Source organism: Pseudomonas sp. AK-TSAG1-1 (genome assembly GCF_056821665.1).
This window is the reverse complement of record NZ_CM165965.1, coordinates 626090-651531: the sequence shown is the minus strand read 5'-3', so window position 1 is coordinate 651531 and position 25442 is coordinate 626090. Positions and strand designations below refer to the sequence as shown.

The 25442-nt window shown below is 61.5% G+C and carries 23 protein-coding genes; 10 read left to right on the top strand and 13 right to left on the bottom strand.

All coding sequences use genetic code 11. From position 1 onward, the window contains the following. Positions 1-47 precede the first annotated feature (47 nt). From rsgA to AC1UK9_RS02820, 4 genes are all read left to right on the top strand, one after another. The gene (gene rsgA, locus AC1UK9_RS02835; RefSeq protein ID WP_025110158.1) at positions 48-1079 is read left to right on the top strand and encodes a small ribosomal subunit biogenesis GTPase RsgA; all 1032 of its coding nucleotides are present in this window, start codon (positions 48-50) and stop codon (positions 1077-1079) included. Between the two features lie 212 nt (positions 1080-1291). Next, positions 1292-1699 carry a TIR domain-containing protein gene (locus AC1UK9_RS02830; protein WP_102358172.1) on the top strand — a complete coding sequence of 136 codons (408 nt, stop codon included), beginning with the start codon at positions 1292-1294 and terminating at the stop codon, positions 1697-1699. Positions 1700-1701: 2 nt separating this feature from the next. Then, positions 1702-2661, top strand: a complete 960-nt coding sequence (locus AC1UK9_RS02825) for a caspase family protein (protein WP_482579315.1) — start codon at positions 1702-1704, stop codon at positions 2659-2661. Beyond that, on the top strand, positions 2661-3146 hold the full coding sequence (locus tag AC1UK9_RS02820) for a toll/interleukin-1 receptor domain-containing protein (RefSeq protein ID WP_025110161.1): 486 nt from the start codon (positions 2661-2663) through the stop codon (positions 3144-3146). The genes AC1UK9_RS02825 and AC1UK9_RS02820 overlap by 1 nt, the downstream gene beginning before the upstream one ends. A gap of 52 nt (positions 3147-3198) precedes the next feature. Here the strand turns inward: AC1UK9_RS02820 and motB are convergent, their stop codons facing one another. Both motB and motA read right to left on the bottom strand, forming a co-directional pair. Further along, positions 3199-4275: a flagellar motor protein MotB gene (gene motB, locus AC1UK9_RS02815; protein ID WP_473014311.1), complete on the bottom strand. Its 1077-nt coding sequence runs from the start codon at positions 4273-4275 to the stop codon at positions 3199-3201. A gap of 3 nt (positions 4276-4278) precedes the next feature. Next, on the bottom strand, positions 4279-5130 hold the full coding sequence (gene motA / locus AC1UK9_RS02810) for a flagellar motor stator protein MotA (RefSeq protein ID WP_007952169.1): 852 nt from the start codon (positions 5128-5130) through the stop codon (positions 4279-4281). 165 nt (positions 5131-5295) lie between these two features. On the opposite strand from motA, the gene AC1UK9_RS02805 reads away from it, so the two are divergent. The 4 genes from AC1UK9_RS02805 to AC1UK9_RS02790 all read left to right on the top strand — a co-directional run bounded on the left by AC1UK9_RS02805 (position 5296) and on the right by AC1UK9_RS02790 (position 10394). After that, positions 5296-6834 (top strand): HDOD domain-containing protein, encoded by a 1539-nt coding sequence (locus AC1UK9_RS02805; protein ID WP_482579312.1) that lies wholly within the window; start codon positions 5296-5298, stop codon positions 6832-6834. Positions 6835-6876: 42 nt separating this feature from the next. After that, positions 6877-7692: a thiosulfate sulfurtransferase gene (rhdA, locus tag AC1UK9_RS02800; protein WP_482579311.1), complete on the top strand. Its 816-nt coding sequence runs from the start codon at positions 6877-6879 to the stop codon at positions 7690-7692. A gap of 18 nt (positions 7693-7710) precedes the next feature. Next, positions 7711-8571 carry an archaetidylserine decarboxylase gene (gene asd, locus AC1UK9_RS02795; protein WP_025110165.1) on the top strand — a complete coding sequence of 287 codons (861 nt, stop codon included), beginning with the start codon at positions 7711-7713 and terminating at the stop codon, positions 8569-8571. Between the two features lie 68 nt (positions 8572-8639). Continuing rightward, positions 8640-10394, top strand: coding sequence for a molecular chaperone (locus AC1UK9_RS02790; RefSeq protein ID WP_482579309.1), 1755 nt, complete (start codon positions 8640-8642; stop codon positions 10392-10394). Between the two features lie 103 nt (positions 10395-10497). Here the strand turns inward: AC1UK9_RS02790 and serB are convergent, their stop codons facing one another. Continuing rightward, the gene (serB, locus tag AC1UK9_RS02785; RefSeq protein WP_482579308.1) at positions 10498-11712 is read right to left on the bottom strand and encodes a phosphoserine phosphatase SerB; all 1215 of its coding nucleotides are present in this window, start codon (positions 11710-11712) and stop codon (positions 10498-10500) included. Between the two features lie 134 nt (positions 11713-11846). Between serB and AC1UK9_RS02780 the strand changes: the two genes are divergently transcribed. After that, the gene (locus tag AC1UK9_RS02780; RefSeq protein WP_482579307.1) at positions 11847-13361 is read left to right on the top strand and encodes an AhpA/YtjB family protein; all 1515 of its coding nucleotides are present in this window, start codon (positions 11847-11849) and stop codon (positions 13359-13361) included. A 322-nt stretch (positions 13362-13683) separates the two neighbouring features. Here AC1UK9_RS02780 and AC1UK9_RS02775 read toward each other — a convergent pair whose 3' ends face one another. From AC1UK9_RS02775 to AC1UK9_RS02735, 9 genes are all read right to left on the bottom strand, one after another. Next, complete coding sequence (locus tag AC1UK9_RS02775; protein ID WP_025110169.1) at positions 13684-14394, bottom strand: PqiC family protein; 711 nt, start codon at positions 14392-14394, stop codon at positions 13684-13686. 177 nt (positions 14395-14571) lie between these two features. Continuing rightward, positions 14572-16836, bottom strand: a complete 2265-nt coding sequence (gene parC / locus AC1UK9_RS02770) for a DNA topoisomerase IV subunit A (RefSeq protein WP_482579306.1) — start codon at positions 16834-16836, stop codon at positions 14572-14574. A 7-nt stretch (positions 16837-16843) separates the two neighbouring features. Continuing rightward, on the bottom strand, positions 16844-17368 hold the full coding sequence (locus AC1UK9_RS02765) for a retropepsin-like aspartic protease family protein (RefSeq protein ID WP_482579304.1): 525 nt from the start codon (positions 17366-17368) through the stop codon (positions 16844-16846). Beyond that, complete coding sequence (locus AC1UK9_RS02760; RefSeq protein ID WP_482579302.1) at positions 17365-18354, bottom strand: esterase-like activity of phytase family protein; 990 nt, start codon at positions 18352-18354, stop codon at positions 17365-17367. The genes AC1UK9_RS02765 and AC1UK9_RS02760 overlap by 4 nt, the downstream gene beginning before the upstream one ends. Next, positions 18354-20261: a DNA topoisomerase IV subunit B gene (gene parE, locus AC1UK9_RS02755; RefSeq protein ID WP_025110173.1), complete on the bottom strand. Its 1908-nt coding sequence runs from the start codon at positions 20259-20261 to the stop codon at positions 18354-18356. Before parE ends, AC1UK9_RS02760 begins: the two co-directional genes overlap by 1 nt. A 42-nt stretch (positions 20262-20303) precedes the next feature. Then, entirely contained in the window at positions 20304-20912 is a 609-nt protein-coding gene (locus AC1UK9_RS02750) for a YqiA/YcfP family alpha/beta fold hydrolase (protein ID WP_482579300.1), read from the bottom strand. Positions 20913-21070: 158 nt separating this feature from the next. Beyond that, positions 21071-21886: a 3',5'-cyclic-AMP phosphodiesterase gene (gene cpdA / locus AC1UK9_RS02745; RefSeq protein ID WP_482579298.1), complete on the bottom strand. Its 816-nt coding sequence runs from the start codon at positions 21884-21886 to the stop codon at positions 21071-21073. A gap of 98 nt (positions 21887-21984) precedes the next feature. Beyond that, positions 21985-22437 carry a DUF1249 domain-containing protein gene (locus AC1UK9_RS02740; RefSeq protein ID WP_007967395.1) on the bottom strand — a complete coding sequence of 151 codons (453 nt, stop codon included), beginning with the start codon at positions 22435-22437 and terminating at the stop codon, positions 21985-21987. Further along, a complete protein-coding gene (locus AC1UK9_RS02735) occupies positions 22428-23045 on the bottom strand; it encodes an NUDIX domain-containing protein (RefSeq protein WP_025110176.1) in 618 nt (205 codons plus the stop codon). The genes AC1UK9_RS02740 and AC1UK9_RS02735 overlap by 10 nt, the downstream gene beginning before the upstream one ends. A 227-nt stretch (positions 23046-23272) precedes the next feature. On the opposite strand from AC1UK9_RS02735, the gene AC1UK9_RS02730 reads away from it, so the two are divergent. Next, on the top strand, positions 23273-24019 hold the full coding sequence (locus tag AC1UK9_RS02730; RefSeq protein WP_025110177.1) for an RsiV family protein: 747 nt from the start codon (positions 23273-23275) through the stop codon (positions 24017-24019). On the opposite strand, the gene cytX is transcribed toward AC1UK9_RS02730, so the two are convergent. Then, positions 23988-25280 carry a putative hydroxymethylpyrimidine transporter CytX gene (cytX, locus tag AC1UK9_RS02725; RefSeq protein WP_482579295.1) on the bottom strand — a complete coding sequence of 431 codons (1293 nt, stop codon included), beginning with the start codon at positions 25278-25280 and terminating at the stop codon, positions 23988-23990. The two genes, AC1UK9_RS02730 and cytX, sit on opposite strands and share 32 nt — an antisense overlap. Between the last annotated feature and the right edge of the window lie 162 nt (positions 25281-25442).

The following is a 25442-nucleotide window of genomic DNA, read 5'->3' as shown; positions in this document are numbered from 1 at the left end:
CTCGCGGCCGTTTTACCTAATCGCTGCATTCTTCAGACGGAACACCCATGGCCAAACGCCAACTCAATCGTCGTCAAAACTGGCGCATCGAAAAGATTCAGGGCGAACGCGCTGCCCGCGCCGCCAAACGCGAGTCCTCGGCGGTCGAAGCGCTCGAGGGTGGCGACCTGGGCCCGGAACAAACAGGTCTGGTGATCGCCCACTTCGGTGTGCAGGTCGAGGTCGAAGCTGTTGACGGCGATCAGGCCGGCCAGGTGTTCCGCTGCCACTTGCGCGCCAACCTGCCAGCACTGGTGACCGGCGACACCGTCGTCTGGCGCGCCGGCAACCAGGGCATCGGGGTGATCGTCGCGCAACTGCCGCGCACCACCGAACTGTGCCGCCCGGACAGCCGTGGTCAGCTCAAACCCGTCGCGGCCAACGTCGACATGATCGTCATCGTCTTCGCGCCACTGCCTGAGCCTCACGCCAACCTGATCGACCGTTATCTGGTCGCCGCTGAACACGCCGGCATCCGCCCGTTGCTGCTGCTCAACAAGTTCGACCTGATCGACGAGCAGAACGCCCCGGCGCTCAATGCGCTGCTGGCGGTGTATCGCACGCTGGGTTATCCGGTGCTGGAAGTTTCGGCGCATCACGGCAACGGCATGGAGCAGTTGCAAAAGCAGCTCGACGGGCGCATCAGCGTGTTCGTCGGCCAGTCCGGTGTCGGCAAGTCGTCGCTGGTCAACAGCCTGCTGCCGGAAGTCGAAACCCGCGTCGGACCGTTGTCCGAGCTGTCCGGCCAGGGCACGCACACCACGACCACCGCGCGCCTGTTCCACTTCCCCGGTGGCGGTGAGCTGATCGACTCCCCGGGTATCCGTGAATTCGGTCTCGGCCACGTCAGCCGCGCCGACGTCGAAGCCGGCTTCATCGAGTTCGATGATCTGCTCGGCACCTGCCGCTTCCGCGACTGCAAGCATGATCGCGAGCCGGGCTGTGCACTGCTCAAGGCCCTGGAAGATGGCCGCGTGCAGCAGCAGCGAATGAACAGCTATCGCTCGATCATCGCCAGCCTGCCGGAAAACGGCTACTAAACATCTGCACCGGCAGCACCTCGCCCGAGGGCTGCCGGATGTCGGATCGCGCCTGACACCTCCCCGACTCAATTAAACATCAGACCTTTCTGACAGACCCGTCCACGCCTGCTTGCAGGACATTTCTCTTTCACCGCCCAGCCCTTGTAGGCTCGCGCCAGATGCCTAGATTGGGGTCCTCCTTCGCACTTTCGCGACCTCCGAGGAAGCCCATGCAAACCTATCACCTGTTCATCAGCCATTCGTGGAACTACGCCCACGCTCACGACAATCTGGTACGCCTGCTCGGCGCCAAACCGGATTTCAGTTTCAAGAATTTTTCCGTGCCGCCGCACAATCCGATCCTGGGCGCGCAGACCGACAAGCAGCTCGAAGAAGCCATCGAAAACAAGATTCGCCCTTGCTCGGCGGTGCTGATCATGGCCGGGATGTATTCGACCTACAGCAAGTGGATCAACAAGGAAATCGAGATCGCCAAACGCATGGGCAAGGTGATCATCGCGATCAAGCCGTTCGGCGCCGAGCGTATTTCCGCCGTGGTGCGTGAAGCGGCGCACGCCGAATGCGCGTGGAACACCAACAGCATCATCGGTGCAATCCGTCAGCACACGGCGGTGTAACCATGCGCAAGGGACTGTTTATCGGGATTAACCATTACGACTACGTCTCACCCTTGAGCGGCTGTAACAACGACGCAATGGCCATGGCTTCGGTGCTGGAGCGTCACGCTAACGGGCGACCGAACTTCAGCAGCAAAGTGCTGACCTCAGCCGAAGAAAAACTCACGCTCAACCACATGAAACAGCAGATTCAGAGCTTGTTCTCAGGCGACTGTGACGTGGCACTGCTGTACTTCGCCGGTCACGGGCAGTTCGACACCAGCATTGACGAAGGGCTACTGATTCCCCAGGACTATCAACCCGGGGGAGACGGTATCCGCATCAGCGACGTCCTGGAATGGGCGGACAAGGCCCCGCACATCAAGAACAAAATCATCATTCTCGATTGCTGCCAGGCCGGCGCAGCAGGGGCCATGCGCAATCTGCGCGGCGGCAGCAGTGTGATCGGCGAAGGCGTGACCATTCTCACCGCCTGCAAAAAAGAACAGTACGCCCTGGAAAATCGCGGTCATGGCGTATTCACCGACCTGCTTCTGCAAGCGCTGCACGGTGGCGCTGCCAACGTACTCGGCAAGGTCACCCCCGGGAGCGTTTACTCGTTTGTCGACAATGCGCTGGGGGCCTGGGAGCAGCGTCCGGTATTCAAGACCAATGTCTCGCAGTTCGTGCCGTTACGTGAGGTCGCCCCGCTGATTGCCGAGGAAACTCTGCGCAAACTCAAGGACTGGTTCCCCGAGCCAAGTTTCGTCTTCAGACTCGACCCCAGCTACGAGCCCACCGAAGCGCTGTTCGACCCCGAGCACGGCGACATCTTCAAGCAACTGCAAATGTGCAACCGCCACAGCCTGATCGAGCCCGTGGATGCCGAACACATGTACTACGCCGCCATGAACTCCACCGGCTGCCGCCTCACCGCCCTCGGCGCCTACTACCGCGAACTCGCCCTCAAAGGACATTTCTGATGCCCGTATTCATCAGCTACCGCCACATGGATCGCGCCCACGCCATCGCCATCAACAGCCGCCTGATCCAGGCCAACATCAAAACTTACCTCGACGTACTCGACCCGGAATCGCAGACCACCGACGACATCACCGGCGTGATTACACGCAACATCACTGAATGCACGCACTTGCTGGCGGTGGTGTCGGAAAAGACTGCGTTGTCGTGGTGGGTGCCGTTTGAAATTGGCGAAGCGACGATCAGCAATCGCAGGATCTGCTCGTTCAAGACCGGGCCGACGGAGTTGCCGTTGTATCTGGATAAATGGCCAAAGTTGAGCACGACCAGTGATCTGGATTTCTTCATTGATGCCTATCGTGAGGAAGTGTCGAGCAAGCGTTCGATGACGCTGGATTCGAGCAACGAATCGTTCAGCGGCACCTATAAACGCAACGCCGAGATTTTCCATGAACAACTGAAAAACCGAATTCGGCGTGGTTTCTAACGCCAATCGACAGGCACAAAAAAGCCGACATCACTGTCGGCTTTTTTGTCGGTCACTGTTTCGGCGCAGGGGCCGGTGCAGCGGCTGGCGGAGCAGCGGGCGCGGGCGCCGCAACCCCCGGCTCGGCCGGTTTCGGCGCGGCGTCGTCGAACAGGTTGAGTCGTTCACGCAACTCATGTGCCGGCACTGGTTGCTGGTCCGCCGGCAGCGCATTCGGATCAACGGGCGTCGCCGGAGCAGCGCCGTTTTCGCCTTCGATAGCAGGCTTGGCCGGGTCGGCACCTTGTGAGCCTTCGATGGCCGCTTGCGCCTTCTTGGTCAGCACCACGATGTCGATCCGACGGTTGACCGGGTTGAACGGGTTTTCCTTGTCGAACAGCGCCGACGAGGCATAACCGACCACCCGCGCCACTTGCCCGTCCGGATAGCTGCCCGCCACCAGTGCACGCCGTGCGGCGTTGGCGCGGTTGGCCGAGAGCTCCCAGTTACCGAAATCGCCGGTGCCGGTGTACGGCTTGGCGTCGGTGTGGCCGCTGATGCTGATCTTGTTCGGCACCGCTTTGATGGTGTCGGCCATGGCCAGCAGGATGTCTTCGAAGTACGGTTTCAGACGTGCAGAGCCCGAGTCGAACATCGGCCGGTTCTCGGCGTCCATGATCTGGATGCGCAAGCCGTTCGGGGTGATCTCGAACAGGATCTGATCCTTGAACTTCTGCAGCTGCGGGTTCTCGTTGACCTTGTTCTGCAGTTCCTGCAGCAACAGTTCCAGGCGTTCCTTCTCGACCTGTTCGGCCATGCCTTCGACCTGCTCAGTGTCGACCGTGACCTTGTCCGGTTGCGGCTGCGACTTCACCTCAGGGTTGAGGGTGTTTTCCGGCGCCAGGGTCGGTGTACCGCCCAGGTCGATGATGTACGGCGTGCCGCTTTCAGAGAAGCCGACCGGATCCTTGAAGTAACCGGCGATGGCGATCTTCTGTTCCGGCGTTGCGGTGGACAGCAGCCACAACACCAGGAAGAACGCCATCATCGCCGTGGCGAAGTCGGCGAAGGCGATTTTCCACGCTCCGCCGTGATGCCCGCCGGCTATGCGCTTGACGCGCTTGATGATAATCGGCTGATTATTTTCCATGGCTTAGCGACCGCGAACGGCTTGTTCCAGCTCGGCAAAGCTTGGACGGTGGGCCGGGTACAGCACCTTGCGCCCGAACTCGACTGCCAGCGATGGCGGCATGCCGGAAGCTGACGCCACCAGGGAAGCCTTGATCGCCTCGTAGACGTTCAGTTCTTCCTTGGCATCGTGGGCCAGGGAATGCGCCAACGGGCCGAAGAAACCGTACGCCGCGAGAATACCGAAGAAGGTACCGACCAGTGCCGCACCGACGTGCAGACCGATGGATTTCTGATCGCCCTCACCCAACGACGCCATGGTCACCACGATACCCAGTACCGCCGCGACGATACCGAAACCCGGCATGGCGTCGGCAATGCCGTTCACCGCGTGGGATGGATGCTCGAGGTCTTCCTTGAGGCTGTAGAGTTCCATGTCGAACAGGCCTTCCAGCTCATGCGGAGCCATGTTGCCGGAGGACATGATGCGCAGGTAATCGCAGATGAACGCGGTCATGCGCTCGTCTTTGAGCACGGCCGGGTACTTGGCGAAGATCGGGCTCGCGGCGGCGTCTTCGATGTCGCCTTCGATGGCCATCATGCCTTCGCGGCGGCTCTTGTTGAGGATCTCGTAGATCAGGCCCAGCACTTCGAGATAGAAGGTGTGGCTGAAACGCGAACTGAACATGCTCAGGGATTTCTTGAGCACGTGCATCGTCATGTAACCGGGGTTGGCCTGCAGGAATGCACCGAGGGCCGCACCACCGATGATCATCACCTCGAAGGGCTGGATCAGGGCGGCAATTTTGCCGTGGGAGAGCACGTATCCGCCGAGCACGCTCGCGAATACGACGATGATGCCGATAATTTTAGCCATAGGTAGAAAGTACTTACTGAGTCGGGTTCAAGGTCATATTCGGAAGTTAAAAAATCTCTTCTTCTACTTATCGGCAAAACTGCGCCAGACTATAGCCAGTTCAGGCGAAAAGCCAATTTAGCCCATGCCGGGCGCGTCTACAGTCAGTGAAGATCTCGTCCAGACATGGCTAATGAAACGAACGTCCCACACGCAAAACCGACCACACTCGAAGGCTGGGTAAAGCTGCTCGATAGCGTGCGCCTGCCGGTTCCGCAAGAAGCTCACGACAAGGTTTGCCGGGCGATTCGCGATAACCGCAGCTCGCTGCGCGACATCGCCGACCTGATGCAGGACAGTCCGGCACTGGCCTTGAGCATCATTCGTGAGGCCAATCGTCACACCCACGGCACCATGGCCGCACCGGCGGAAAATCTCGAGGTGGCGATCAACCGCCTGGGCCTGGCGCGTACCGAGGAATTGCTCGCGCGCCTGCCCGTCGAGCCTCAGATGCAGATTCCCCAGGCCTTGCGCCAACTGCAAATGATCAGCCAGCACGCCACGCAACAGGCCAACGGTTTTTTCGCCAGTCGCCTGGCGCGGCTGTGGCAGGACATCCATTGGGGCAGCCTGTTGTTTCTCTCGCCGTTATGGCCGCTGGCGCTGACGTTTCCACAGTTGCTCGAAGAGTGGGAGCTGCGGGTCATCCACAAGGGCGAGTCGGCCCCGGTGGTCGAGAAGCAACTGTTTGGCGTGCGCCTGCTGAGAATCGCCGAGGCGCTGGTGCAAGTCTGGCACCTGCCGATCTGGGTGCAGCAAGGCTATAAGCTGCTGCTCAGCGAACAACGCGAACTGGTCAAAGTGCTGCGCATCGCCCGCGACAGCGAACACCCGCTGCGCCAGCAGAACCGCCTCGATGACGATCCGACCCTGCGTCGCTGGCTCAATCAGCCAGCCAACACCGTGCTGCTGGCCAACGGCCTGGCGCTCTCGGCGCAACAGGCCTGGGACAGTCCGCACAGCGAACGCTGGCAATATCTGACCAGCCTTTATCTGCAGATTTCGATGGACGAGGTGCAACAACAATTGCACCAGCAAGCTGCCAACAGTGCGCGTCAGCATGCAATGCCCGATCTGTGGCACCCGGCCGTTTCATTATTATGGCCGTGGGGCACCCATCGTTTGCCGGCCGGAATGCTGCCGGCGGCCGCACCGAGTACCGAGGATCTGGCGAATTGGCGCCGGCAATGCGCCGAACTGCTGGCCGAGCCGAGCCGCTTCACCAATGCCATGAGCCTGACCGTCGCGGCGCGCGATGCCCTGGTTGCCAGCGGTATGCGCCGGGTGATGATTCTGATGGCCGATCGCACACAGTCCAATCTGCGTGTGCACCAGACCTTCGGCCTGCCGAAAGAAGCCGCCGCGCTGAATTTTGTCGTCAGTCAGAGCAAAGTCCTGCAACGATTGCTCGCGCAGCAGGCACAAGTGCGGATCAACCCCGAAAACAACGCACAATTCTCCGCCCTGCTGCCGCCGGGCCTGCGTTCGCTGTTTCGTGGCGAACACCTGTTCCTGCGCTCGCTGGTCAATAATGGGCGAGTAATCATGATCGTCGTGGCCGATCAGGGCGGCGGGCCATTCGCCGACATCACGGTGCAGGCTTTCGGCAAAACCGCGCAGTGCATCGAAAAAGCCCTGCACAGCTTTAGCAGCCGTGGCCGATGAGGCTGCGCTACAATCCCCCCCTTTGTGCTCTGGAGACCTCACATGTCTGACTTCTCTGGCTTGCCGCTCGTCATCGAGCCGAGCGACCTGCTCCCGCGTCTCGATTCCCCTGAACTGATTCTGGTGGATCTGACCAGCCCTGCCCGTTATGCCGAAGGTCACCTTCCCGGCGCACGCTTTGTTGACCCGAAACGCACCCAGCTCGGCCAGCCGCCGGCGCCGGGACTGCTGCCGGCCAAGGCCGATCTGGAAGCCTTGTTCGGTGAACTGGGTCATCGTCAGGACGCGGTCTACGTGGTTTATGACGACGAGGGCGGCGGCTGGGCCGGGCGCTTCATCTGGCTGCTCGACGTGATCGGTCACGACCGGTACCACTACGTCGATGGTGGTCTGCCGGCGTGGCTGGAGGCTGGCATGCCGATGTCGATCCAGGTGCCGCCTGCGGCGGGCGGCCCGATAGCGCTGAGCATTCACGAAGAGCCAACCGCCACTCGCGAATACCTGCAAAGCCGTCTCGGCGCCGCCGATCTGGCGATCTGGGATGCCCGCGGGCCATTGGAGTACTCCGGCGAGAAGGTGTTGGCCGCCAAGGGTGGGCACATCCCCGGCGCGGTCAATTTCGAGTGGACCGCCGGCATGGACAAGGCCCGTCAGTTGCGCATTCGCACAGACATGCCGCAGATCCTCGAAGACCTCGGGATCACCAAGGACAAAGAAATCATTACCCACTGCCAGACCCATCACCGGTCGGGCTTCACTTATCTGGTGGCCAAGTCCCTCGGTTATCCGAGGGTCAAGGGCTACGCCGGTTCCTGGGGCGAGTGGGGCAACCACCCTGATACGCCTGTCGAGATTTAAGGTTTTTAAGGACAACTAATGAAAGAGCGTCTGTTTATCCTCAGCCAGTACCTGCTGCCTCATCATCTGCTGTCGCGCCTGGCCGGCTGCATTGCCGAGTGCCGCGTGCGCTGGTTCAAAAATGCCTTCACCCAGTGGTTCGCCAAGCGTTACCAGGTGGACATGTCGCAAGCGCTGGTCGAAGACCTGACCGCTTACGAGCACTTCAACGCCTTCTTCACCCGTGCCCTGAAAGACGGCGCGCGTCCACTGGACGAAACGCCGGGTGCGATCCTCAGCCCGGCCGACGGTGCAGTCAGCCAGCTCGGCCCGATCGAACACGGTCGTGTGTTCCAGGCCAAGGGCCACAGCTTCAGCGTGCTGGAACTGCTGGGCGGTGACGCGGCCAATGCAGCACCGTTCATGGGCGGCGACTTCGCCACCATCTACCTGTCGCCGAAGGACTACCACCGCGTGCATATGCCGCTGGCCGGCACCCTGCGCGAGATGGTCTACATCCCGGGCCGGATCTTCTCGGTCAACCAGACCACCGCCGAAAACGTTCCGGAACTGTTCGCCCGCAACGAGCGTGTGGCGTGCATTTTCGACACCGAGCGCGGCCCGATGGCGGTTGTACTGGTGGGCGCAATGATCGTTGCTTCGATCGAAACCGTGTGGGCCGGCCTGGTCACGCCGCCAAAGCGTGAACTGAAAACCTTCCGCTACGACGAAGCCGCCCGTGCGCCGATCCATCTGGAAAAAGGCGCTGAACTGGGCCGCTTCAAGCTGGGTTCGACCGCGATCGTGCTGTTCGGGCCAGATCAGGTGAAATGGGCTGAAGAACTCGCCGCCGGTTCGCCAGTGCAGATGGGCCAAGGCCTGGCATTGCCACAAGCCTGATTCGTCTTCGGTGAGAGCGGCTTCGGCCGCTCCCACCGATTGCTGTAATTGCTGCTATGGTTTTTGGCATGAGCCAGACCATCTCCCCTCCGCTGCTAAACGCCCCGACTCCAACGCAGTCACGCCTGTCGTTCTGCGAAGCCACCCCGCGCGACCTCAAACGCTGGATCGCCGGCCTGCCCAAGGCCAACATCGGTGAAACCGCCCGCCAGTTGTACCAAGGCCTGGGCGAACTCAACCTATTGCTCACCCCCAGCGACAATCGCCTGCAGTTGCTGGAGCTGCTGCGTCCCGAGGTGTATTTCGTCTGTCAGCATCTGGAGCGGCACTTCCTGCATCAGGCGATCATGCTCGATGATCGTTCGCGCAAGATCAGCAACCTGTGCCAAACGCTGCAAAGTCAGTTGGCCATCGGCTACAAACAGATCGTTCTGCGCATTGCCCCCAAGTACCACAAGGATCGCGCGACGCTGGTCAGTCAGGCCCTGCAACGGGCCGCCCATGCACTCAAGAGGCAACTGCTGCGGGCCGCGCAGCTGTATAGCCCGGCGCCGGAGCAGCTGTGGTTCGAGCTGCATCAGTTGTATCGCTGCGCCTGCGGATTGCAGCTGCAACAACGCCGGGTGCATGACGACCTGGCGAGCCTGAGCACCGAACTGAGTCTGGAGCAAACCTACATTGCCGCCCTGCTGCTGGGCAGCGCCCGCTGCAATCAACTGCGGCAGAACCAGATCGCCCGGCTGGGCGAAGTGCTGGAACCGTGGAGCGCCCTGCTCAAGCTGCACCCCGGCAGCCCGGACGATGGCCTGTTCGCCATCAGCGCCGAACTGGACGCCGGCCCGCGCTACCGCAGCATGTTTCGCAAAGAACAGCAGGGCGCCCTGCTCGGTTTCAATCCGCAGCCGCTGGTAAATGTCATCGAAGCGCATTTGCTGCATCAGGAAACGTCGACGCCACTGCCCATCCCGTCGGGGCTGAGCCTCGACACCCTGCAGCATCTGCACGCCAGTTGGGGCCAGGCCGCCGAGCGCAGTTTTCAGCGCACTGTCGGCCAGGGCAACCTGACCGTGTGCGTGGGCATGAGCGCCCTGCACTTCTATCTGGGCGGCGAGCGCACCTTCAGCGAACTGCTCAAACACCCCGGTGCCCGCGCGGCAAACTTCAGCAGCGCCGTGGCCCAAGGTGAAAAAGACAGCTGGAGCCAGGCCTTCGACGCCGCCCCGCAGAGCAAGGCGGATGAGTTTCTGCCCTACGAAGAAATCCAGTACGACCATCTCGGCGAGGACGAAAGCCAGACCGACCACACACCGCACTACCCGACCTACACGTTACCGGTGATCAACCACAGCCCCGGCGGTTATTGCCTGGGGTGGCCGAGTGAAGTGCCCGCCGAGTTGCAGGCCGGGGAGATGGTCGGGATTCAGGACAGTTCGAATCAGGGCTGGAGCATTGCGGTAGTCCGCTGGATTCGTCAGGTACGCGGCAGCGGGCCGCAAATGGGCATTGAACTGGTGGCACCGCACGCCGAACCCTGCGGATTGCAACTGGTGCGCTCGCAGGACGATCACAGTCACTATTTACGCGGCCTGTTGCTGCCCGAGATCAGCGCCATCGACTTGCCCGCAACCTTGCTGGCCCCACGCTTGCCGTTTCAGGAAGGCAATAAAGTGCTGATCAACACCCACGGCGAAGAACACCGCGCCGGACTGGATCGACGGGTGGCGAGTACGCACAGTTTCAATCAGTTTGCCTATCGCTCGCTGGAGGCCGCGCGCAATGGCGGGAGCGAGGAGGATTTCGATTCGTTGTGGAAGTCGCTTTAGATCGAGTTGAGCCCTTCGCGAGCAAGCCCGCTCCCACAGGAGACCGAATTCCAATGTGGGAGCGGGCTTGCTCGCGAAGAGGCCCGTTCAGACAGCAGAGACTTCAGAGTTCCCCGTCACGGTCGCGAAAGCCCAGCAGGTACAACACACCATCCAGCCCAAGCGTGGAGATCGCCTGCTTGGCCGACTGCTTGACCAACGGCTTGGCCCGGAACGCCACACCCAGACCGGCAATCGCCAGCATCGGCAGGTCATTCGCGCCATCGCCCACCGCAATGGTCTGCTCCAGACGCAAGCCTTCCTTGTGCGCCAGCTCCTTCAGCAGATCAGCCTTGCGCTGCGCGTCGACAATCGGCTCGATCGCCACGCCGGTGCACTTGCCGTCGACCACTTCCAGTTCGTTGGCGAACACGTAGTCGATGCCGAGCCTGGCCTGCAGTTGCTTGGCGAAGTAGGTGAAGCCGCCAGACAGGATCGCCGTCTTGTAACCCAGACGCTTGAGTTCGGCGAACAGGGTTTCGGCGCCTTCGGTCAACCGCAGCGACGCGCCGATCGAGTCCAGCACGCTGACGTCCAGGCCCTTGAGCAGCGCCAGACGTTCCTTGAAGCTGGCGCGAAAATCCAGCTCGCCGGCCATGGCGCGCTCGGTGATGGCCGAGACTTGCTCGCCCACGCCGGCCGCCTTGGCCAGTTCATCGATGACTTCGGCTTCGATCAGCGTCGAGTCCATGTCGAACACCGCCAGACGCCGGTTGCGGCGGAACAGCGAATCTTCCTGGAAGGCGATATCGACGTTCAGCTCCTGAGCGACGCTCAAGAACTCGGCACGCAGCGCCTGCGGATCAGCCGCCTCGCCACGCACGGAGAACTCGATGCAGCCCTTGCCCTTGTCCGCTGGCGTGTCCAGCGGCATGCGACCCGACAGACGGTCGATATGGTCGATGTTCAAGCCATATTTGGCGGTGATCGAGCTGACCGCCTGCAATTGGCCGGCGGTCACCTTGCGGGTCAACAGAGTGACGATGTGGCGTTTCTTGCCCTGATTGCCCACCCACTGCTGGTAATCCTCTTCGGACACCGGGGTGAAGCGCACCTGCTGATCGAGCTCGTAACCCTTGAACAGGATGTCCTTGAGCACGGCCTTGGCCTGCTCGGAGTCGGGGATCTCGACCAGGATGCCGAACGACAGGGTGTCGTGGATCACCGCCTGACCGATGTCGAGGATGTTCACACCACCCTGGGCCAGAACGCCGGTAATGGCCGCAGTCAGACCCGGACGGTCGACTCCCGTGATGTTAATCAGGACGATTTCGCGCAACGCGCACCCCCGCAGCTGGAAAAAAATCGCATTCTACCCACTTTCAGTGACCATCGGGCACCGCGAGCGCTTTGCCGGCCTAGGGCCTGTCGCTATACTGCGCGTCAACTTCACGGACAAAAGAGCCGAGCTCAGTGAACCGGCCCACGCCAGTTAAAACCGATAACTTCTTCCTGCTGATCTTCCGTGCACTGCGTCATCGCCGTGTGCCGATTGCATTGCGCATTGCCAGCCATAACGTGATCCTGGTCGCTCTGGCCCTGGTGATCTATGCCGGGGTGATGGGCTTGCAGTTCAAGCAGGCCATGCACGAGCAGGCCGATGCGCTGGGCGAAAGCCTGACCACGCAGACCGCCACCTCCGCCACTGAACTGTTGGTGTCCAACGACATCCTCAGCCTCAACGTGCTGCTCAACAACCTGACCAAGAACAAACTGGTGGCCCATGCGGCTATCTATAGCGTGGACAACCGCATCCTCGCCGAATCCGGTCAGCGCCCCAAGCACAGCCTGCTGGGCGAAGCCGAAGGCATGTACGAGAGCAAGATCACCTTCCAGGACGTGACCGCCGGGCAACTGCGCATCAGCCTGGACATGGATCAGTTCCAGCAGCCGATGACCATCAGCCTGCAGAGCATGGGCATTCTCAGTGCAATCCTGTTGGCGCTGTCGCTGGCCTTGAGCCTGCGCATGGGCCGCTATCTGTCCACGCCGCTGCTGCAATTGCGCGTGTGGCTGCGCAACATTGATGAATACACCCCGGGCACCGACCGTCAGGACGAGATCGGCGACCTGGCGCGTCAGCTGCACGCCAACTTCGCTCCGGAACCAGCGCCGAAAACCGAGCCCGAGCCGGAACCCGAGTTCGAAGAAGAGGATGAGCCGGAGTTCGAAGTGCGCAACCTGCGTGACCCGAGCTTTGACGAAACCCGTCCGCTGGCTGCGCAAAAGCCTGCACCACGCCACGTTGTCAGCACTGTTGAAGACGATGAAGACGACGACGCGTTTGCCGATCTGCGCGACGAATCGCTGGATGAAGCGCCACAACCGGTCGCGCGCAAGGCCACGCCGAGCGTGCCGCAACACAGTGCGGTGCTTGCCGTGCAACTAGGGTCGCAGGAACAACTGCGTCGCCTGCCGCGCGCACGCCTGGAAGAATTGCTGGAGCGCTATCGCGATTGCCTCGATCAGGCGGCTTCGCTGTATCAGGGCGAAATCGAAACCCTGAACGACGGCAGCACGCTGATGCTGTTCCACACCGAAGACAGCGGCGACGACTACCTGACCAACGCGATCTGCTGCGGCGAGTTGCTGCGGGCGCTGGGCCATCAACTGCAGATCGAAGTCGCCGACAGCGGCATCACCCTGCAATTGCAGCTGGGCCTGACCTTGGGCGATGAGCTGTTCGGTCTGAGCCAGATCGACCTGCTGCTGACCGACTCGGCTCAGGATGCCCTGGCCCTGTCGCAGCACAGCCGCAACCTGCTGCTGGTCGAGCGCAAGATTGGTGACGATGCGCTGATTCGCCAGCGTGCACGGATCCGCCCGATCGCCAGCCCTGAAGGGGCTTGCTGCGTGGAGCGTTTGATGGAGCCTTATCCCTCGATGCTCGAACGGCAACTGGCGCGGATGCATGAACGCCGGGCGTAAGCCTCAGGCCTGAAACATCGAAGCCCGCAGACACGTGATTGTCTGCGGGCTTTTTTGTTGCCTGTGCCGTCCCCTTCGCGAGCAGGCTCGCTCCCACACTTGATCAGCAGCGCCCACATTCCCTGTGGGAGCGAGCCTGCTCGCGAAGAGGCCAGCCCACACAATGCGGATCTTCAACTGCTGCATCGATTGTGCGTTGCTCGTCACTTCACCGTGGGAGCGGGCTTGCTCGCGAAGAGGCCGGCTGCCATACCGTAGATCCCCAGCCCCCAGACACAACAAAGCCCGCACAAGGCGGGCTCTGTTCTGTCTCGTTCCTGCGTTAGAAGCGGAACACTTCCATATCAGTACGAATCGGCGAGGCCATCGGAATCTTCGGCTGCTTCTCGGATTCCGCTGCCGGCGCTGCCGGTTTTGGTGCCGCTTTACGTGGAGCTTCAGCCACCGGAGGCTGGTTGGACAATGGTTTAAGCGCCACCGACAACTGCTCGGCCAGACGCTGCAGCAAAATGCCTTGTGCCTGAACCTGCGAAGCCGTCGTGCCCGCGTGCAGCTCTTGCAGATGGACGATACGGTTATCGCGCACCTGACCACGGCGGTCGATCAGGCGCCATTGTGCATCGAGAATCGCCGGTTGCTTCTCACCGGAGTCCAGACGCGTGATGGTCAGCAACACCTGCACATCCGGGGTAAAACCCAGGGTGGCCGGTGCCAGCACCACACGTTGGCTGTCGAGATGACCGGCAACCTGACGCATTAGCAATTGATCGATATCCGACGAAAGGCTGCCCGCCCAGCGACCGTCGGTCGAGGCTTGCAGGCTGCCGTCCGGTTGACGTTGCAGCAGGGTTTCACGTTGCAGGTAATCAGCGATGACTACCGGGCCCAACAAAACCGCCATGCCTGTGCTTTGCGCAGGCTGAGCCGGACTTCCGCTGTCCAGCTGATACAGCGACACCGGCTGGTGAACGCTGCAACCCGCCAGGCCAAGAACGCCGGCGAGCAGGAAAATAAGGGGGCGCAGAGAGGTCATCATCCCGTCCAGGTGGCCGCCACAAGGCTGACCACAGTGAAAATACTCAATAAATATGAAGAACGCTCGGCCACGCCGGCGCTTGGAAAGGCCATATCATCCGTGAATATGCGTTCCGACTCCAGCGCCAAAGCGTCGATCTACGCGTTAAATCGTAGATCGAACGCTCTAGGGCGCCTAATTGAGGTTTTCGACGAGCAGCGCATCCACCCTCTGGAAGCCCCTTGGCAGCTTATTGCCACGCCGGCCACGTTCACCTTTGTAGTGTTCGAGGTCGTCGGCCTTCAGCGACAGGGTCCGTTTTCCGGCCTGCAGCACCAAGGTGGCGCCTTCCGGAATGACGGCGATGTCCGTGACATATTCTTCGCGACTGGCCACGCGTTCACCGGAAATCCCGATGATCTTGTTGCCCTTGCCCTTACCCAATTGTGGCAGATCGCTGATCTTGAAGATCAGCAGGCGACCTTCGGTCGTGACCGAGGCCAGCCAGTTCTGCTCACGATCGGCCACCGGACGCGGCGCGATGACCTTGGCGTTGTTCGGCAGGCTCAACAGGGCCTTGCCGGCCTTGTTCTTGGCTTGCAGGTCTTCGCCTTTGACCACGAAACCGTAACCGGCGTCGGAGGCGATCACGTACAACGCATCGTCTTCCGGCATCAGCACGCACTCGAACGTGGCGCCGGGCGGAGGCGTCAGGCGGCCGGTCAACGGCTCGCCCTGGCCGCGGGCCGATGGCAAGGTGTGCGCGGCCACCGAGTAGCTGCGGCCAGTGGAGTCGATAAACACCGCAAACTGGTTGGAACGCCCCGCTGCCGAAGTCTTGAAGCCGTCGCCAGCCTTGTACGACAGGCCGGTGGCATCGATGTCGTGGCCCTTGGCCGAGCGGATCCAGCCTTTCTCGGACAGGACGACGGTGACTTTCTCGTTCGGCAGCAGATCATGCTCGGTCAGCGCCTTGGCTTCAGCACGCTCGACGATTGGCGAGCGACGGTCATCACCGTAGGTTTCGGCGTCTTTCAACAGCTCGGTGCGCACCAGCTTCTTCAGCTTGGCTTCGCTGCCCAGCAGCGCTTGCAGCTTGGCTTGTTCCTTGAGCAGTTCGTCCTGCTCGTCACGCAGCTTCATCTCTTCCAGGCGCGCCAATTGACGCAGGCGGGTGTCGAGGATGTAGTCGGCCTGGATTTCGCTGAGGGCAAAGCGCTCGATCAGCTTGGCTTTCGGATGCTCCTCGGTACGGATGATGTGGATCACTTCATCCAGGTTGAGGTAGGCAATCAGCAAACCGTCCAACAGGTGCAGGCGACGCTCGACCTTGTCGAGGCGGAATTGCAGGCGGCGACGCACGGTCAGCACGCGGAACTCCAGCCATTCGACCAGCAAGGCACGCAGGTTTTTCAGCTGCGGCTTGCCGTCCAGACCGATGATGTTGACGTTGACCCGGTAGGTCGACTCCAGCTCGGTGCTGGCGAACAGGTGCTGCATCAACGCTTCGTGATCGACGCGGCTGTTGACCGGGATGATCACGATGCGGCACGGGTTTTCGTGGTCGGACTCATCGCGCAGGTCAGCGATCTGCGGTGCTTTCGACGGTTTGGCCTGCATCAGTGCAGCGATCTGCTCCAGCACCTTGGCCCCGGAAACCTGATGCGGCAGCGCGGTGACGATGATGTCGCCGTCCTCGACGTGGTACACGGCGCGCATGCGCACCGAGCCCTTGCCGGTTTCGTACATTTTCAGCAGGTCGGCGCGCGGGGTAATGATTTCCGCTTCGGTCGGGTAGTCCGGGCCTTGAATATGCTCGCAGAGCTGCTCGACCGTGGCTTTCGGCTCATCGAGCAGGCGCACGCAGGCGGTGGCGACTTCGCGCAGGTTGTGCGGTGGCACGTCGGTGGCCATGCCCACGGCGATACCGGTGGTGCCGTTGAGCAGGATGTTCGGCAAACGTGCCGGCAACACCAGCGGCTCCTGCAGGGTGCCGTCGAAGTTCGGCCCCCAGTCAGCGGTGCCCTGGCCCAGTTCGCTGAGCAGCACTTCGGAATAACGCGACAGCCGCGCTTCGGTGTAACGCATGGCGGCGAAGGACTTCGGATCGTCCGGCGCCCCCCAGTTGCCCTGGCCGTCGACCAGCGTGTAGCGATAGCTGAATGGCTGGGCCATCAGCACCATCGCTTCGTAGCACGCCGAGTCGCCGTGCGGGTGGAATTTGCCGAGCACGTCGCCGACGGTACGCGCCGATTTCTTGTGCTTGGAGTCGGCGTCCAGCCCCAGCTCGCTCATGGCGTAGACGATACGCCGCTGTACCGGTTTCAGGCCGTCGCCGATATGCGGCAGAGCACGGTCCATGATCACGTACATGGAGTAGTTGAGGTAGGCATTTTCGGTGAAGTCAGCCAGCGAGCGGCGTTCTACACCGTCCAGGCTGAGATCAAGGGAGTCGCTCATGCGGGCCTCATCGGTTCGTTGTCTGGCGCAGCAGCATGGTGCCACCGCGCTGGGTAAATTCAAGTTTGTTCAGGGCGCTCATGCCGAGCAGCACCTGATCGCCATGCAGCCCCGGCGCCACCAGTGCGCGGACGTCGCGCAGCACAATGTCACCCAGCTGCAGGCGGTCGATCTTTGTCCGGTAGCCCTGGCTCAGGCCGTTGGCCGTGCTCAGGGTCACGCCGAAGCCTTCTTCCAGCTTCAACCGTTTGGCCAGATCCGCCGGGATCGCCACATCGGTGGCACCGGTGTCGAGCATGAGCTCCACCGGCTCACCGTTGATCTGTCCACTGGCGACAAAATGCCCTTGGGCATTGCCGGCCAGCTTCACTTCGATCACGCCGTCATGCTGCTCGGACGTGACCACCACGTTCGGATTCTGCTGGCGCGCTTCCCACTGGCCGAAAAACCGCGTGGCCAGAAACAGCGCCGCGCACCAGGCCAGAATCATCAGCACCCGGCCGGCGCGTTTGCCCGGCAGGGGCTGGCTCAAGGTTTGGCGCTCCATCCACCTTCAGGCGCGGCGAAACGCCAGACGATCGGACGTTTTTCGCCGTCGGCACGGGCACCGTCATTGTTGTCGAGGCCGATCCAGGCGCCGTCGGCGTCCACCACCAGCGCTTCTGCCAGACCGAAGGCCTGTGAGTAGCGTCGCTGGGGCTGCAAGGCCTCCTCGGCGAACGACCAGCAACGCTCGACCTTGGCCGTCACCGCATCGCGGCGGCAGATCTGGTACGCATTACGCTCCAGCGTGAACAGCTTGCCGTTGAACAACGACAGATCAGCGAAGTCGCGTGTCACCAGCCGGGCATTGGGAAACTGCGGCGGCTGCATCTCGACCCCGTCTTCGCTGAACAGCACGCAGCCGCCGTCGCAATCCCAGACCGTTTGCTGACGCTTGATCTTCAACAGACCACGGCGCTCACGCTCGGCGGCCAGCCATATTTCATCGCCGGCCGGGTTGACCGTCAGGCCTTCGAACAAGGCATTGAAGTGCAGCAACATGCCACTGGCTCGCGCTTCACGGACCAGCATTGGCGAGATTTTCAGCCATGACGCCGTGCCTTGCGGCGATACCTGCAACACGGCTGCATGCGCTTCACTGACGATGTAGCGATTGCCCGCGTTGTCGCATGTGATGCCTTCGAAATCCAGATCACCGCCACGCACGAACTGCGCGGCCCACGTCCGCACTCGCAAGCCCCAAGGCAATCCGCTGTCTGGCAATGATGGCACGTCGAGACGCACCGTTTCGGCCTTCCAGACCTGATCGCGGGTGTCCAGACGATAGATCTGATCATCGTCGCGGTCAGAGACCGTCCACAGATCTTTACCGCACACCGCCAGCCCCGACAGGTTGCCGCCACGCATGCCGTCAACCGGGTGTTCGGACAGCAACTTCAACTCGGGTGCAGGCTGCGCCGACACCGTCATCGCACTCAGTAACAACGCACTCGCCAATACTCGACCGAACCGCATCAAACCAGCACCTCGGCGAGGTTGCCTTTGGATTCGAGCCAGGTCTTGCGGTCGCCGGCGCGCTTCTTCGCCAGCAGCATGTCCATCATTTCCGAGGTTTCGGCGAAGTCCTCGCCCAGCGTCAGTTGCACCAGACGCCGGGTATTCGGGTCCATCGTGGTTTCACGCAGCTGCGGCGGGTTCATTTCACCCAGGCCTTTGAATCGGGTGACCTGTGGTTTGCCGCGTTTCTTCTCGGCCACCAGACGGTCGAGAATACCGTCGCGCTCGGCTTCGTCGAGGGCGTAGTAAATCTCTTTGCCAAGGTCGATGCGATACAGCGGCGGCATCGCCACGTAGACGTGACCGGCATCCACCAGTGGGCGGAAATGCTGGACGAACAAGGCGCACAGCAGCGTGGCAATGTGCAGACCGTCAGAGTCGGCGTCGGCGAGGATGCAGATCTTGCCGTAGCGCAGCTGGCTCATGTCCGCCGCGCCCGGATCGACACCGATGGCCACGGCAATGTTGTGCACTTCCTGGCTGGCCAACACTTCGCTGCCGTCGACTTCCCAGGTGTTGAGGATCTTGCCGCGCAACGGCAGGATCGCCTGGAACTCCTTGTCCCGCGCTTGCTTGGCGGAACCGCCGGCGGAATCACCTTCGACCAGGAACAGCTCGGAACGCATCGGGTCCTGCCCGGCGCAATCAGCCAGTTTGCCTGGCAACGCCGGGCCTTGGGTGACACGCTTGCGCTCGACCTTTTTGCTGGCCTTGAGACGACGGCCGGCGTTGTTGATCGCCAGTTCGGCCAGCGCCAGGCCGGTTTCCGGGTTGGCGTTGAGCCACAGGCTGAAAGCGTCCTTGACCACACCGGAAACGAACGCCGCCGCTTCACGGGACGACAGTCGCTCTTTGGTCTGGCCGGAGAATTGCGGCTCCTGCATCTTCATCGACAGCACGAAAGCGATGCGCTCCCAGACGTCTTCCGGCGCCAGCTTCACGCCGCGCGGCAGCAGGCTGCGGAATTCGCAGAACTCGCGCATCGCATCGAGCAGGCCCTGACGCAGACCGTTGACATGGGTACCGCCCTGCTGCGTCGGGATCAGGTTGACGTAGCTTTCCTGCACCGCATCACCACCTTCCGGCAGCCACAGCAGTGCCCAGTCGACCGCTTCTTTATTACCAGCCAGGCTGCCGCAGAACGGCTCGTCCGGCAGGCGTTCGAATTCGCTGACCGCGTCCACCAGATAGGAGCGCAGGCCGTCTTCGTAATGCCACTCGACTTTCTCGCCGGTGCCTTTGTCTTCGAAGCTGACCAGCAGCCCCGGGCACAGCACAGCCTTGGCCTTGAGCACGTGCTTGAGACGGCTGATGGAGAATTTTGGTGAATCGAAGTATTTCGGATCCGGCGCGAAATACACGCTGGTGCCGGTATTGCGCTTGCCGACGGTGCCGACGATTTCCAGCTCGGTGGCCTTGAAGCCATCGTTGAAAGTCATCTGGTATTCGTTGCCGTCACGTTTTACACGCACCCGGACTTCGGTCGACAAGGCGTTGACGACGGAAATACCCACCCCGTGCAGACCGCCGGAGAACTGGTAGTTCTTGTTGGAAAACTTGCCGCCCGCATGGAGCTTGGTAAGGATCAGTTCAACGCCCGACACGCCCTCTTCCGGGTGAATGTCGACCGGCATGCCGCGACCATCGTCGCTGACTTCCAGCGAGTGGTCGGCGTGCAAGATGACCTGCACCGATTTGGCGTGGCCGGCCAGGGCTTCGTCGACGCTGTTGTCGATGACTTCCTGGGCGAGGTGGTTCGGCCGGCTGGTGTCGGTGTACATGCCGGGGCGTTTGCGCACCGGGTCGAGGCCCGAGAGGACTTCGATGGCGTCGGCGTTATAAGAGCTAGCGCTGGGAGTGGCCATAGGGTCTCGTCGTCAGTGATTCAATGAAAAAGGGGCAAGACATCACAATGCAGTGAAATCGATTGCCTGATACAAATCGGCGCCAATGCCGGCAAAACTCAGCAACGCCGGCAATTGCCCGGCAAAACCCTGGAAACCATGGTCGCCGCCGGCTTGAATGCGCAAGGCACAGGCCCGGTAATACTGCTGGGCGTGGCGATAATCCAGTGTTTCATCGCCGGTCTGCAACCACACCTGATAGCGCTGCGCATCCACGGGGGCCGGCACTTCCAGCTCGGCCAGGGCCGTCACGTGGTCGTGGGTCAGTTCCCAGGTCTCATCGGTATACAGGTTTTTCTGCGTGCCCAGGTATCCGTCGAACATCCGGTGCGGGCTGACCGCCGGGTTGACCAGCAGGGCTTTCAAGCCATGGCGCTCGGCCAGGTGAGTCGCATAGTAGCCGCCGAGTGAGCTTCCCACCAGCAACGGCCGGCCCAGCTCGGCAATCGCCTGCTGCAGCTGACCGATGGCTTCACGTGGGTGGTGATGCAGCGCCGGCACACACAATTGGTCGCTCAAACCCATTCGCTCCATTACCTCGACCAGCTGACAGGCCTTTTTTGAGGCCGGGGCGCTGTTGAAACCGTGGATATAGAGGATCGAACCGGACATTTGAGCTCCCTGGGTGTCGGTTTAGGAAAGCGGAGTTTACAGGGAGTCAGGGAGATCGTGGGTGTTTGTGCGGACGTCTTCGCGAGCAAGCCCGCTCCCACATTGGAAACCATTGCCCCTGTGGGAGCGGGCTTGCTCGCGAAGAGGCCCTATGGAGCTCAGTAACCGTTCGAGCCGTAATCGACAATGAAGTGGAATCCAGTGACACGCTCCACCCCAGTGTCGAGCCGCCCATCCGGCAACAGCCGCAACCAGCGATAACCCGGTGACTGCTCGCCGATCTTGAAATCTTCACTGCCAGGTTCGAACTGAATGCACGTCGAAGGCGAGGCCAGCAGGCGCACGCCATTGCGTTCGCGGTCAATCTCCTGATGCACATGCCCCCACAACACCGCGCGGGCTTGCGGAAAGCGGTCCAGCACGTCGAAGAAAGCTTCAGGGTTGCGCAAGCCGATGGGTTCCATCCAGGGGCAATCGATGGACACCGGATGATGGTGGAAACACACCAGATGATGGCGCTCCGGCGCTTCGCTCAACGAGCGGGCCAGCAATTGCAACTGATCGTCCTGAAGATAACCCGGCACTGAACCCGGCACTGCCGAATCCAGCAGCGTCACGCGCCAGTTGCCGATATCGACCACTGACTCCAGCAACGCGCTCTGCACGGCCGCTTGCGCCATGATCTGCGGTTCGTCGTGATTGCCGGGAATCCAGCGTGCTGGCGCTTCGATCTGCGCGCTCATCTGACGAAACTGCTGATACGACTCCAGCGTGCCGTCCTGGGAAATATCGCCGGTGGCCAGCACCAGATCGATCTGCGGCTGCTGCCCCAGCACCAGCTCAATGACCTTTTGCAGGCTCTCGCGGGTGTTCATGCCCAGAAGCGTTCCGTCCGCTTCAGCGAACAGATGGCTGTCGGACAACTGCACCAGCAACGCCGGATCGGCGGTGGTCAATGTGGATACGCTCGGCAAGGCGTTCTCCCAGGGCAAAGGCACGGAATCGGTTGAGTGCCGCAATTATGCTGGGGGATGCGCAAAGAGGAAACCGGCGAACCGGACCCAGTTCACAACTAGCGTACGACTTCGTACTCGTGCCCCAAGGCCAGACAATGGCTCAGCCATTCCCCCAGGAACAGATTGAGCTGGGCCTTTTCATCCGGCTGATGCATCGCGGCGTTCGGGTAAGGATAGATGCCGCGAAAGCGTCGTGCATGCTCGGCGCTGATCACCTCGGCCATGCGCGCGTCGTGATAGACCTGCACTTCCAGTTGCGGCACCGGCAGCCATGGCAGGCTGTGCTCCTGACGCACCTGCAAGGTGGTGGTGTATGGGCAGGTCTGCAGCACTTCAAGGGCCAACACGCCGAGCATCTGTTCGCCCTGGGTCACGGCAATGCGCCGCGCCTCGGGGTCGTTGCGCATGTCCGGGACCAGTCGCATCAGGCGCGCGTAGTTGGCCTCGCAGGCGGCTTGCAGCCCCGCAAGGTCAACTCGATAACGATCGCGCAGCTTGTTTACGACCATAACCCCCTCACTTCGGCGCGGTTGAGCGCCAGCCATTGCAAGGCGATGATGCTCGCCGCGTTGGCAATGCGTCCGTCACGGACGGCCTGCAAGGCATCTTCGAAGGCCCAGACCGTGACGCGGATATCTTCTGCTTCTTCCTCCAGCCCATGCAGGCCGCCTACGCCTTCGGTGCTGCAACGCCCCAGAAACAAATGCACGAACTCGTTGCTGCCGCCCGGCGACGGGAAATATCGGGTCATCGGCCACAGGGCCTTGATGTCCAGTCCAGCTTCCTCCTGCGCCTCGCGGTGAGCAACCTCTTCCGGCACTTCTTCCTTGTCGATCAGACCGGCGACCAGCTCTACCAGCCAGGGGTTGTCGGTCTTGCCCATGGCGCCGACGCGAAACTGCTCGATCAGCACCACTTCGTCACGCTGCGGATCGTAAGGCAGCATGCACACCGCATCGTGACGCACGAACACTTCACGGTTGATCTCGCGACTCATGCCGCCGGCGAACAGTTCATGGCGCAAGTGCAGGCGGTCGAGTTTGTAGAAGCCCTCGTAGCAGCGCTCGCGCTTTACGACATCGACGGTGGCCGGAGTGGCGCTGGCAAAATCAGTCATGAGCATCCTCTTTACTGCAAATCCGATACGAGGTTCCTTTTTGTGGCTTGCAACCTCAACTTCGCGCCATCCTAACGCGCCGGTGGTGATTGATGCAGCCCCTTTACCGTCAGCGGGATGGACGGTGGAGGCGAAACCCACTCTAATTAGCTTAGTGGCGAACTGACGGCTTCGGCGAGAGTCGAAGCGGATACTTTTTGCCTTCCCCTGTTTCAGAAAGGACGCCCATGTCGCTTTTCAAAATTGCCTCCGTGGCCGCCATCGCCCTGACCCTGGGCGCCTGCGCCAACCTGTTCCAGCCCAACTACCGCACGCCGCTGGAAACCACCCGCGACGCATCGGAAACCCTGAAACCCGGCTGCTCCAACCCTGACTGTCCGCTGGTGAATATCGATACCGTGCACTTCGCGGGCGAACCTGCGCTGGACGGCATCATCGAAAAGCGCCTGCTGCAAATGACCCGCACCGAGGCGAACGCGCCGGTGGCACCGACGCTGGCGGCCTATCGTGAGCAGTTCCTGCAAACGGCCGGCCCGCGCAACAGCAGCTATCTGCAGGCCAAGGTACGCGAGCAGCATGACGGCTTGGTGATTATCGAGCTGTCGAGCTACTTCGACACCGGCGGCGCGCATGGCACCCCGGGGCGCGGTTTCATCAACTACTCGCGCCAGCAGCACAAAGTGCTGAACCTGTCGGACATGTTGCTGCCGGGTCAGGAAGAGGCGTTCTGGAAAGCCGCGCAAGTGGCACACAACAGTTGGTTGATCAGCACCAAGCTTGATCAGGAAGCCGAGTTCGTGAAGAACTGGCCGTTCGTGAAAACCCCGAACGTGGCGCTGACCTACGGTGGCGTGATCCTCAAGTACGACGTGAGCACCATCGCGCCTTACGCGCTGGGCCACGTCGAACTGAAGATTCCTTACCCGCGCCTGAACGGCATCGTCAAACCCGAGCTGTTTCCGGGCCGTAACTGAACGCCCGCCCCAGCACCAGTTGCAACAGCCCTGCCAGCACCAGTGCCGGCAGGGTTGCGCCGACATCCGGATACAGATTGGCCAGCAAGTGGTAGGTACTGATCCCGCCCAGCCACGCCAACAGCGCCGGCCAGCGCAAGGCGGCTGACGCTACCTGCGCGCTGCGCTTGCGCAGGATGAAGTGATCCACCAGCACCACGCCGAACAGCGGCGCGAACACCGAGCCGATCAACAGCAGGAAGTTCTGGTACTGCGCCAGTGGCGCCAACAGCGCGATCAGGGTGCAGAGCACACCGATCGCCAGCGCCAGATGTTCGACTTTCAAGCGCAACAGAATCCCGCTGGATACCGCCGCCGAGTGAATGTCGGCGAAGGCGTTTTCCGATTCGTCCAAGAGAATCAGCAACAGCGGAATCCCCAGGCCGGCACCGGCCAGGGCCAACAGCAGCGCGTTGACTTCACCGCTCTGCGCGAACGCCAGGGTGTAGGCCACGCCGAGGCTCATCAGCCAGAAGTTGCCGATGAAGAAACCGATGGCGGTGCCACCGAAGACGTTCTTCGCGCGCTTGCCGAACCGCGAGTAGTCAGCGATCAGCGGCAACCACGACAGCGGCATCGCGATGGCAATGTCAAAACCCACGGCGAACGGCATCGAACCGTCACCCGTACGCGCCCACAGTGCCGCCAGATCGGCCTTGACGAACAGGTTCCAGGTCAGCCAGATGCACGCGGCCAGAATCAGCCAGATGCCCCATTTGCGCAGGATCTTGCGCACGAACGTCAGCGGCCCGCTGACCGCGAGCAAGGTCGCCAATGCACCGAAGCACAAGGTCCACAGCATCGGACTGGCCCACAGCGAACCTTCGCTGAACGCACGGGTGCCGAGCAGACTGGCCGCATCGCGCATGACGATGATTTCGAATGAGCCCCAACCGATCAGTTGCAGCAGGTTGAGCAGCGCCGGCAGGCTCGCGCCTTTGCTGCCCAGGCTCAACTTGAGGGCCGCCATCGATGACAGGCCGGTATCGCTGCCAATCACGCCAACGGCGGCCAACAGCAGAACGCCCACCAGCGTGCCGAGAAAAATCGCCAGCAACGAACCGGACAGACCAAGACCGGGGGCGAGCAACGCACCGGTCTGCAGAACCATCAGACCGATGCCAAGGGAAAACCACAGGGAAAACAGATCGCGACCGCCGAACACACGCTTGTCGGCGGGTACGGCGAGGTCAGGGGAATAGGTGCCGGGTTGAATGCTCAAGGGTGTTATCTCGGAGGAATATTTTTGTCATTGAGATCTTTGGCGCCTGTTCTGCCGCCTTCGTCGGATCGCCGCCCGGAGCAAGCCCGCTCCCACATTTGAATCCAGTTGTTCACAAAGTTTGTGTTCACAGGAGATCCAGTGTGGGAGCGGGCTTGCTCA

Coding starts and splice junctions, on each gene's coding strand:
- AC1UK9_RS02775 (WP_025110169.1), bottom strand. CDS start 14,394: ATGACCTCTCTGCGCCCCCTTATTTTCCTGCTCGCCGGCGTTCTTGGC.
- rsgA (WP_025110158.1), top strand. CDS start 48: ATGGCCAAACGCCAACTCAATCGTCGTCAAAACTGGCGCATCGAAAAG.
- AC1UK9_RS02750 (WP_482579300.1), bottom strand. CDS start 20,912: ATGTCCGGTTCGATCCTCTATATCCACGGTTTCAACAGCGCCCCGGCC.
- AC1UK9_RS02790 (WP_482579309.1), top strand. CDS start 8,640: ATGAGCCAGACCATCTCCCCTCCGCTGCTAAACGCCCCGACTCCAACG.
- AC1UK9_RS02830 (WP_102358172.1), top strand. CDS start 1,292: ATGCAAACCTATCACCTGTTCATCAGCCATTCGTGGAACTACGCCCAC.
- AC1UK9_RS02740 (WP_007967395.1), bottom strand. CDS start 22,437: ATGGTCGTAAACAAGCTGCGCGATCGTTATCGAGTTGACCTTGCGGGG.
- asd (WP_025110165.1), top strand. CDS start 7,711: ATGAAAGAGCGTCTGTTTATCCTCAGCCAGTACCTGCTGCCTCATCAT.
- rhdA (WP_482579311.1), top strand. CDS start 6,877: ATGTCTGACTTCTCTGGCTTGCCGCTCGTCATCGAGCCGAGCGACCTG.
- AC1UK9_RS02805 (WP_482579312.1), top strand. CDS start 5,296: ATGGCTAATGAAACGAACGTCCCACACGCAAAACCGACCACACTCGAA.
- parC (WP_482579306.1), bottom strand. CDS start 16,836: ATGAGCGACTCCCTTGATCTCAGCCTGGACGGTGTAGAACGCCGCTCG.
- parE (WP_025110173.1), bottom strand. CDS start 20,261: ATGGCCACTCCCAGCGCTAGCTCTTATAACGCCGACGCCATCGAAGTC.
- AC1UK9_RS02735 (WP_025110176.1), bottom strand. CDS start 23,045: ATGACTGATTTTGCCAGCGCCACTCCGGCCACCGTCGATGTCGTAAAG.
- AC1UK9_RS02825 (WP_482579315.1), top strand. CDS start 1,702: ATGCGCAAGGGACTGTTTATCGGGATTAACCATTACGACTACGTCTCA.
- motA (WP_007952169.1), bottom strand. CDS start 5,130: ATGGCTAAAATTATCGGCATCATCGTCGTATTCGCGAGCGTGCTCGGC.
- AC1UK9_RS02820 (WP_025110161.1), top strand. CDS start 2,661: ATGCCCGTATTCATCAGCTACCGCCACATGGATCGCGCCCACGCCATC.
- AC1UK9_RS02730 (WP_025110177.1), top strand. CDS start 23,273: ATGTCGCTTTTCAAAATTGCCTCCGTGGCCGCCATCGCCCTGACCCTG.
- AC1UK9_RS02760 (WP_482579302.1), bottom strand. CDS start 18,354: ATGCGGTTCGGTCGAGTATTGGCGAGTGCGTTGTTACTGAGTGCGATG.
- motB (WP_473014311.1), bottom strand. CDS start 4,275: ATGGAAAATAATCAGCCGATTATCATCAAGCGCGTCAAGCGCATAGCC.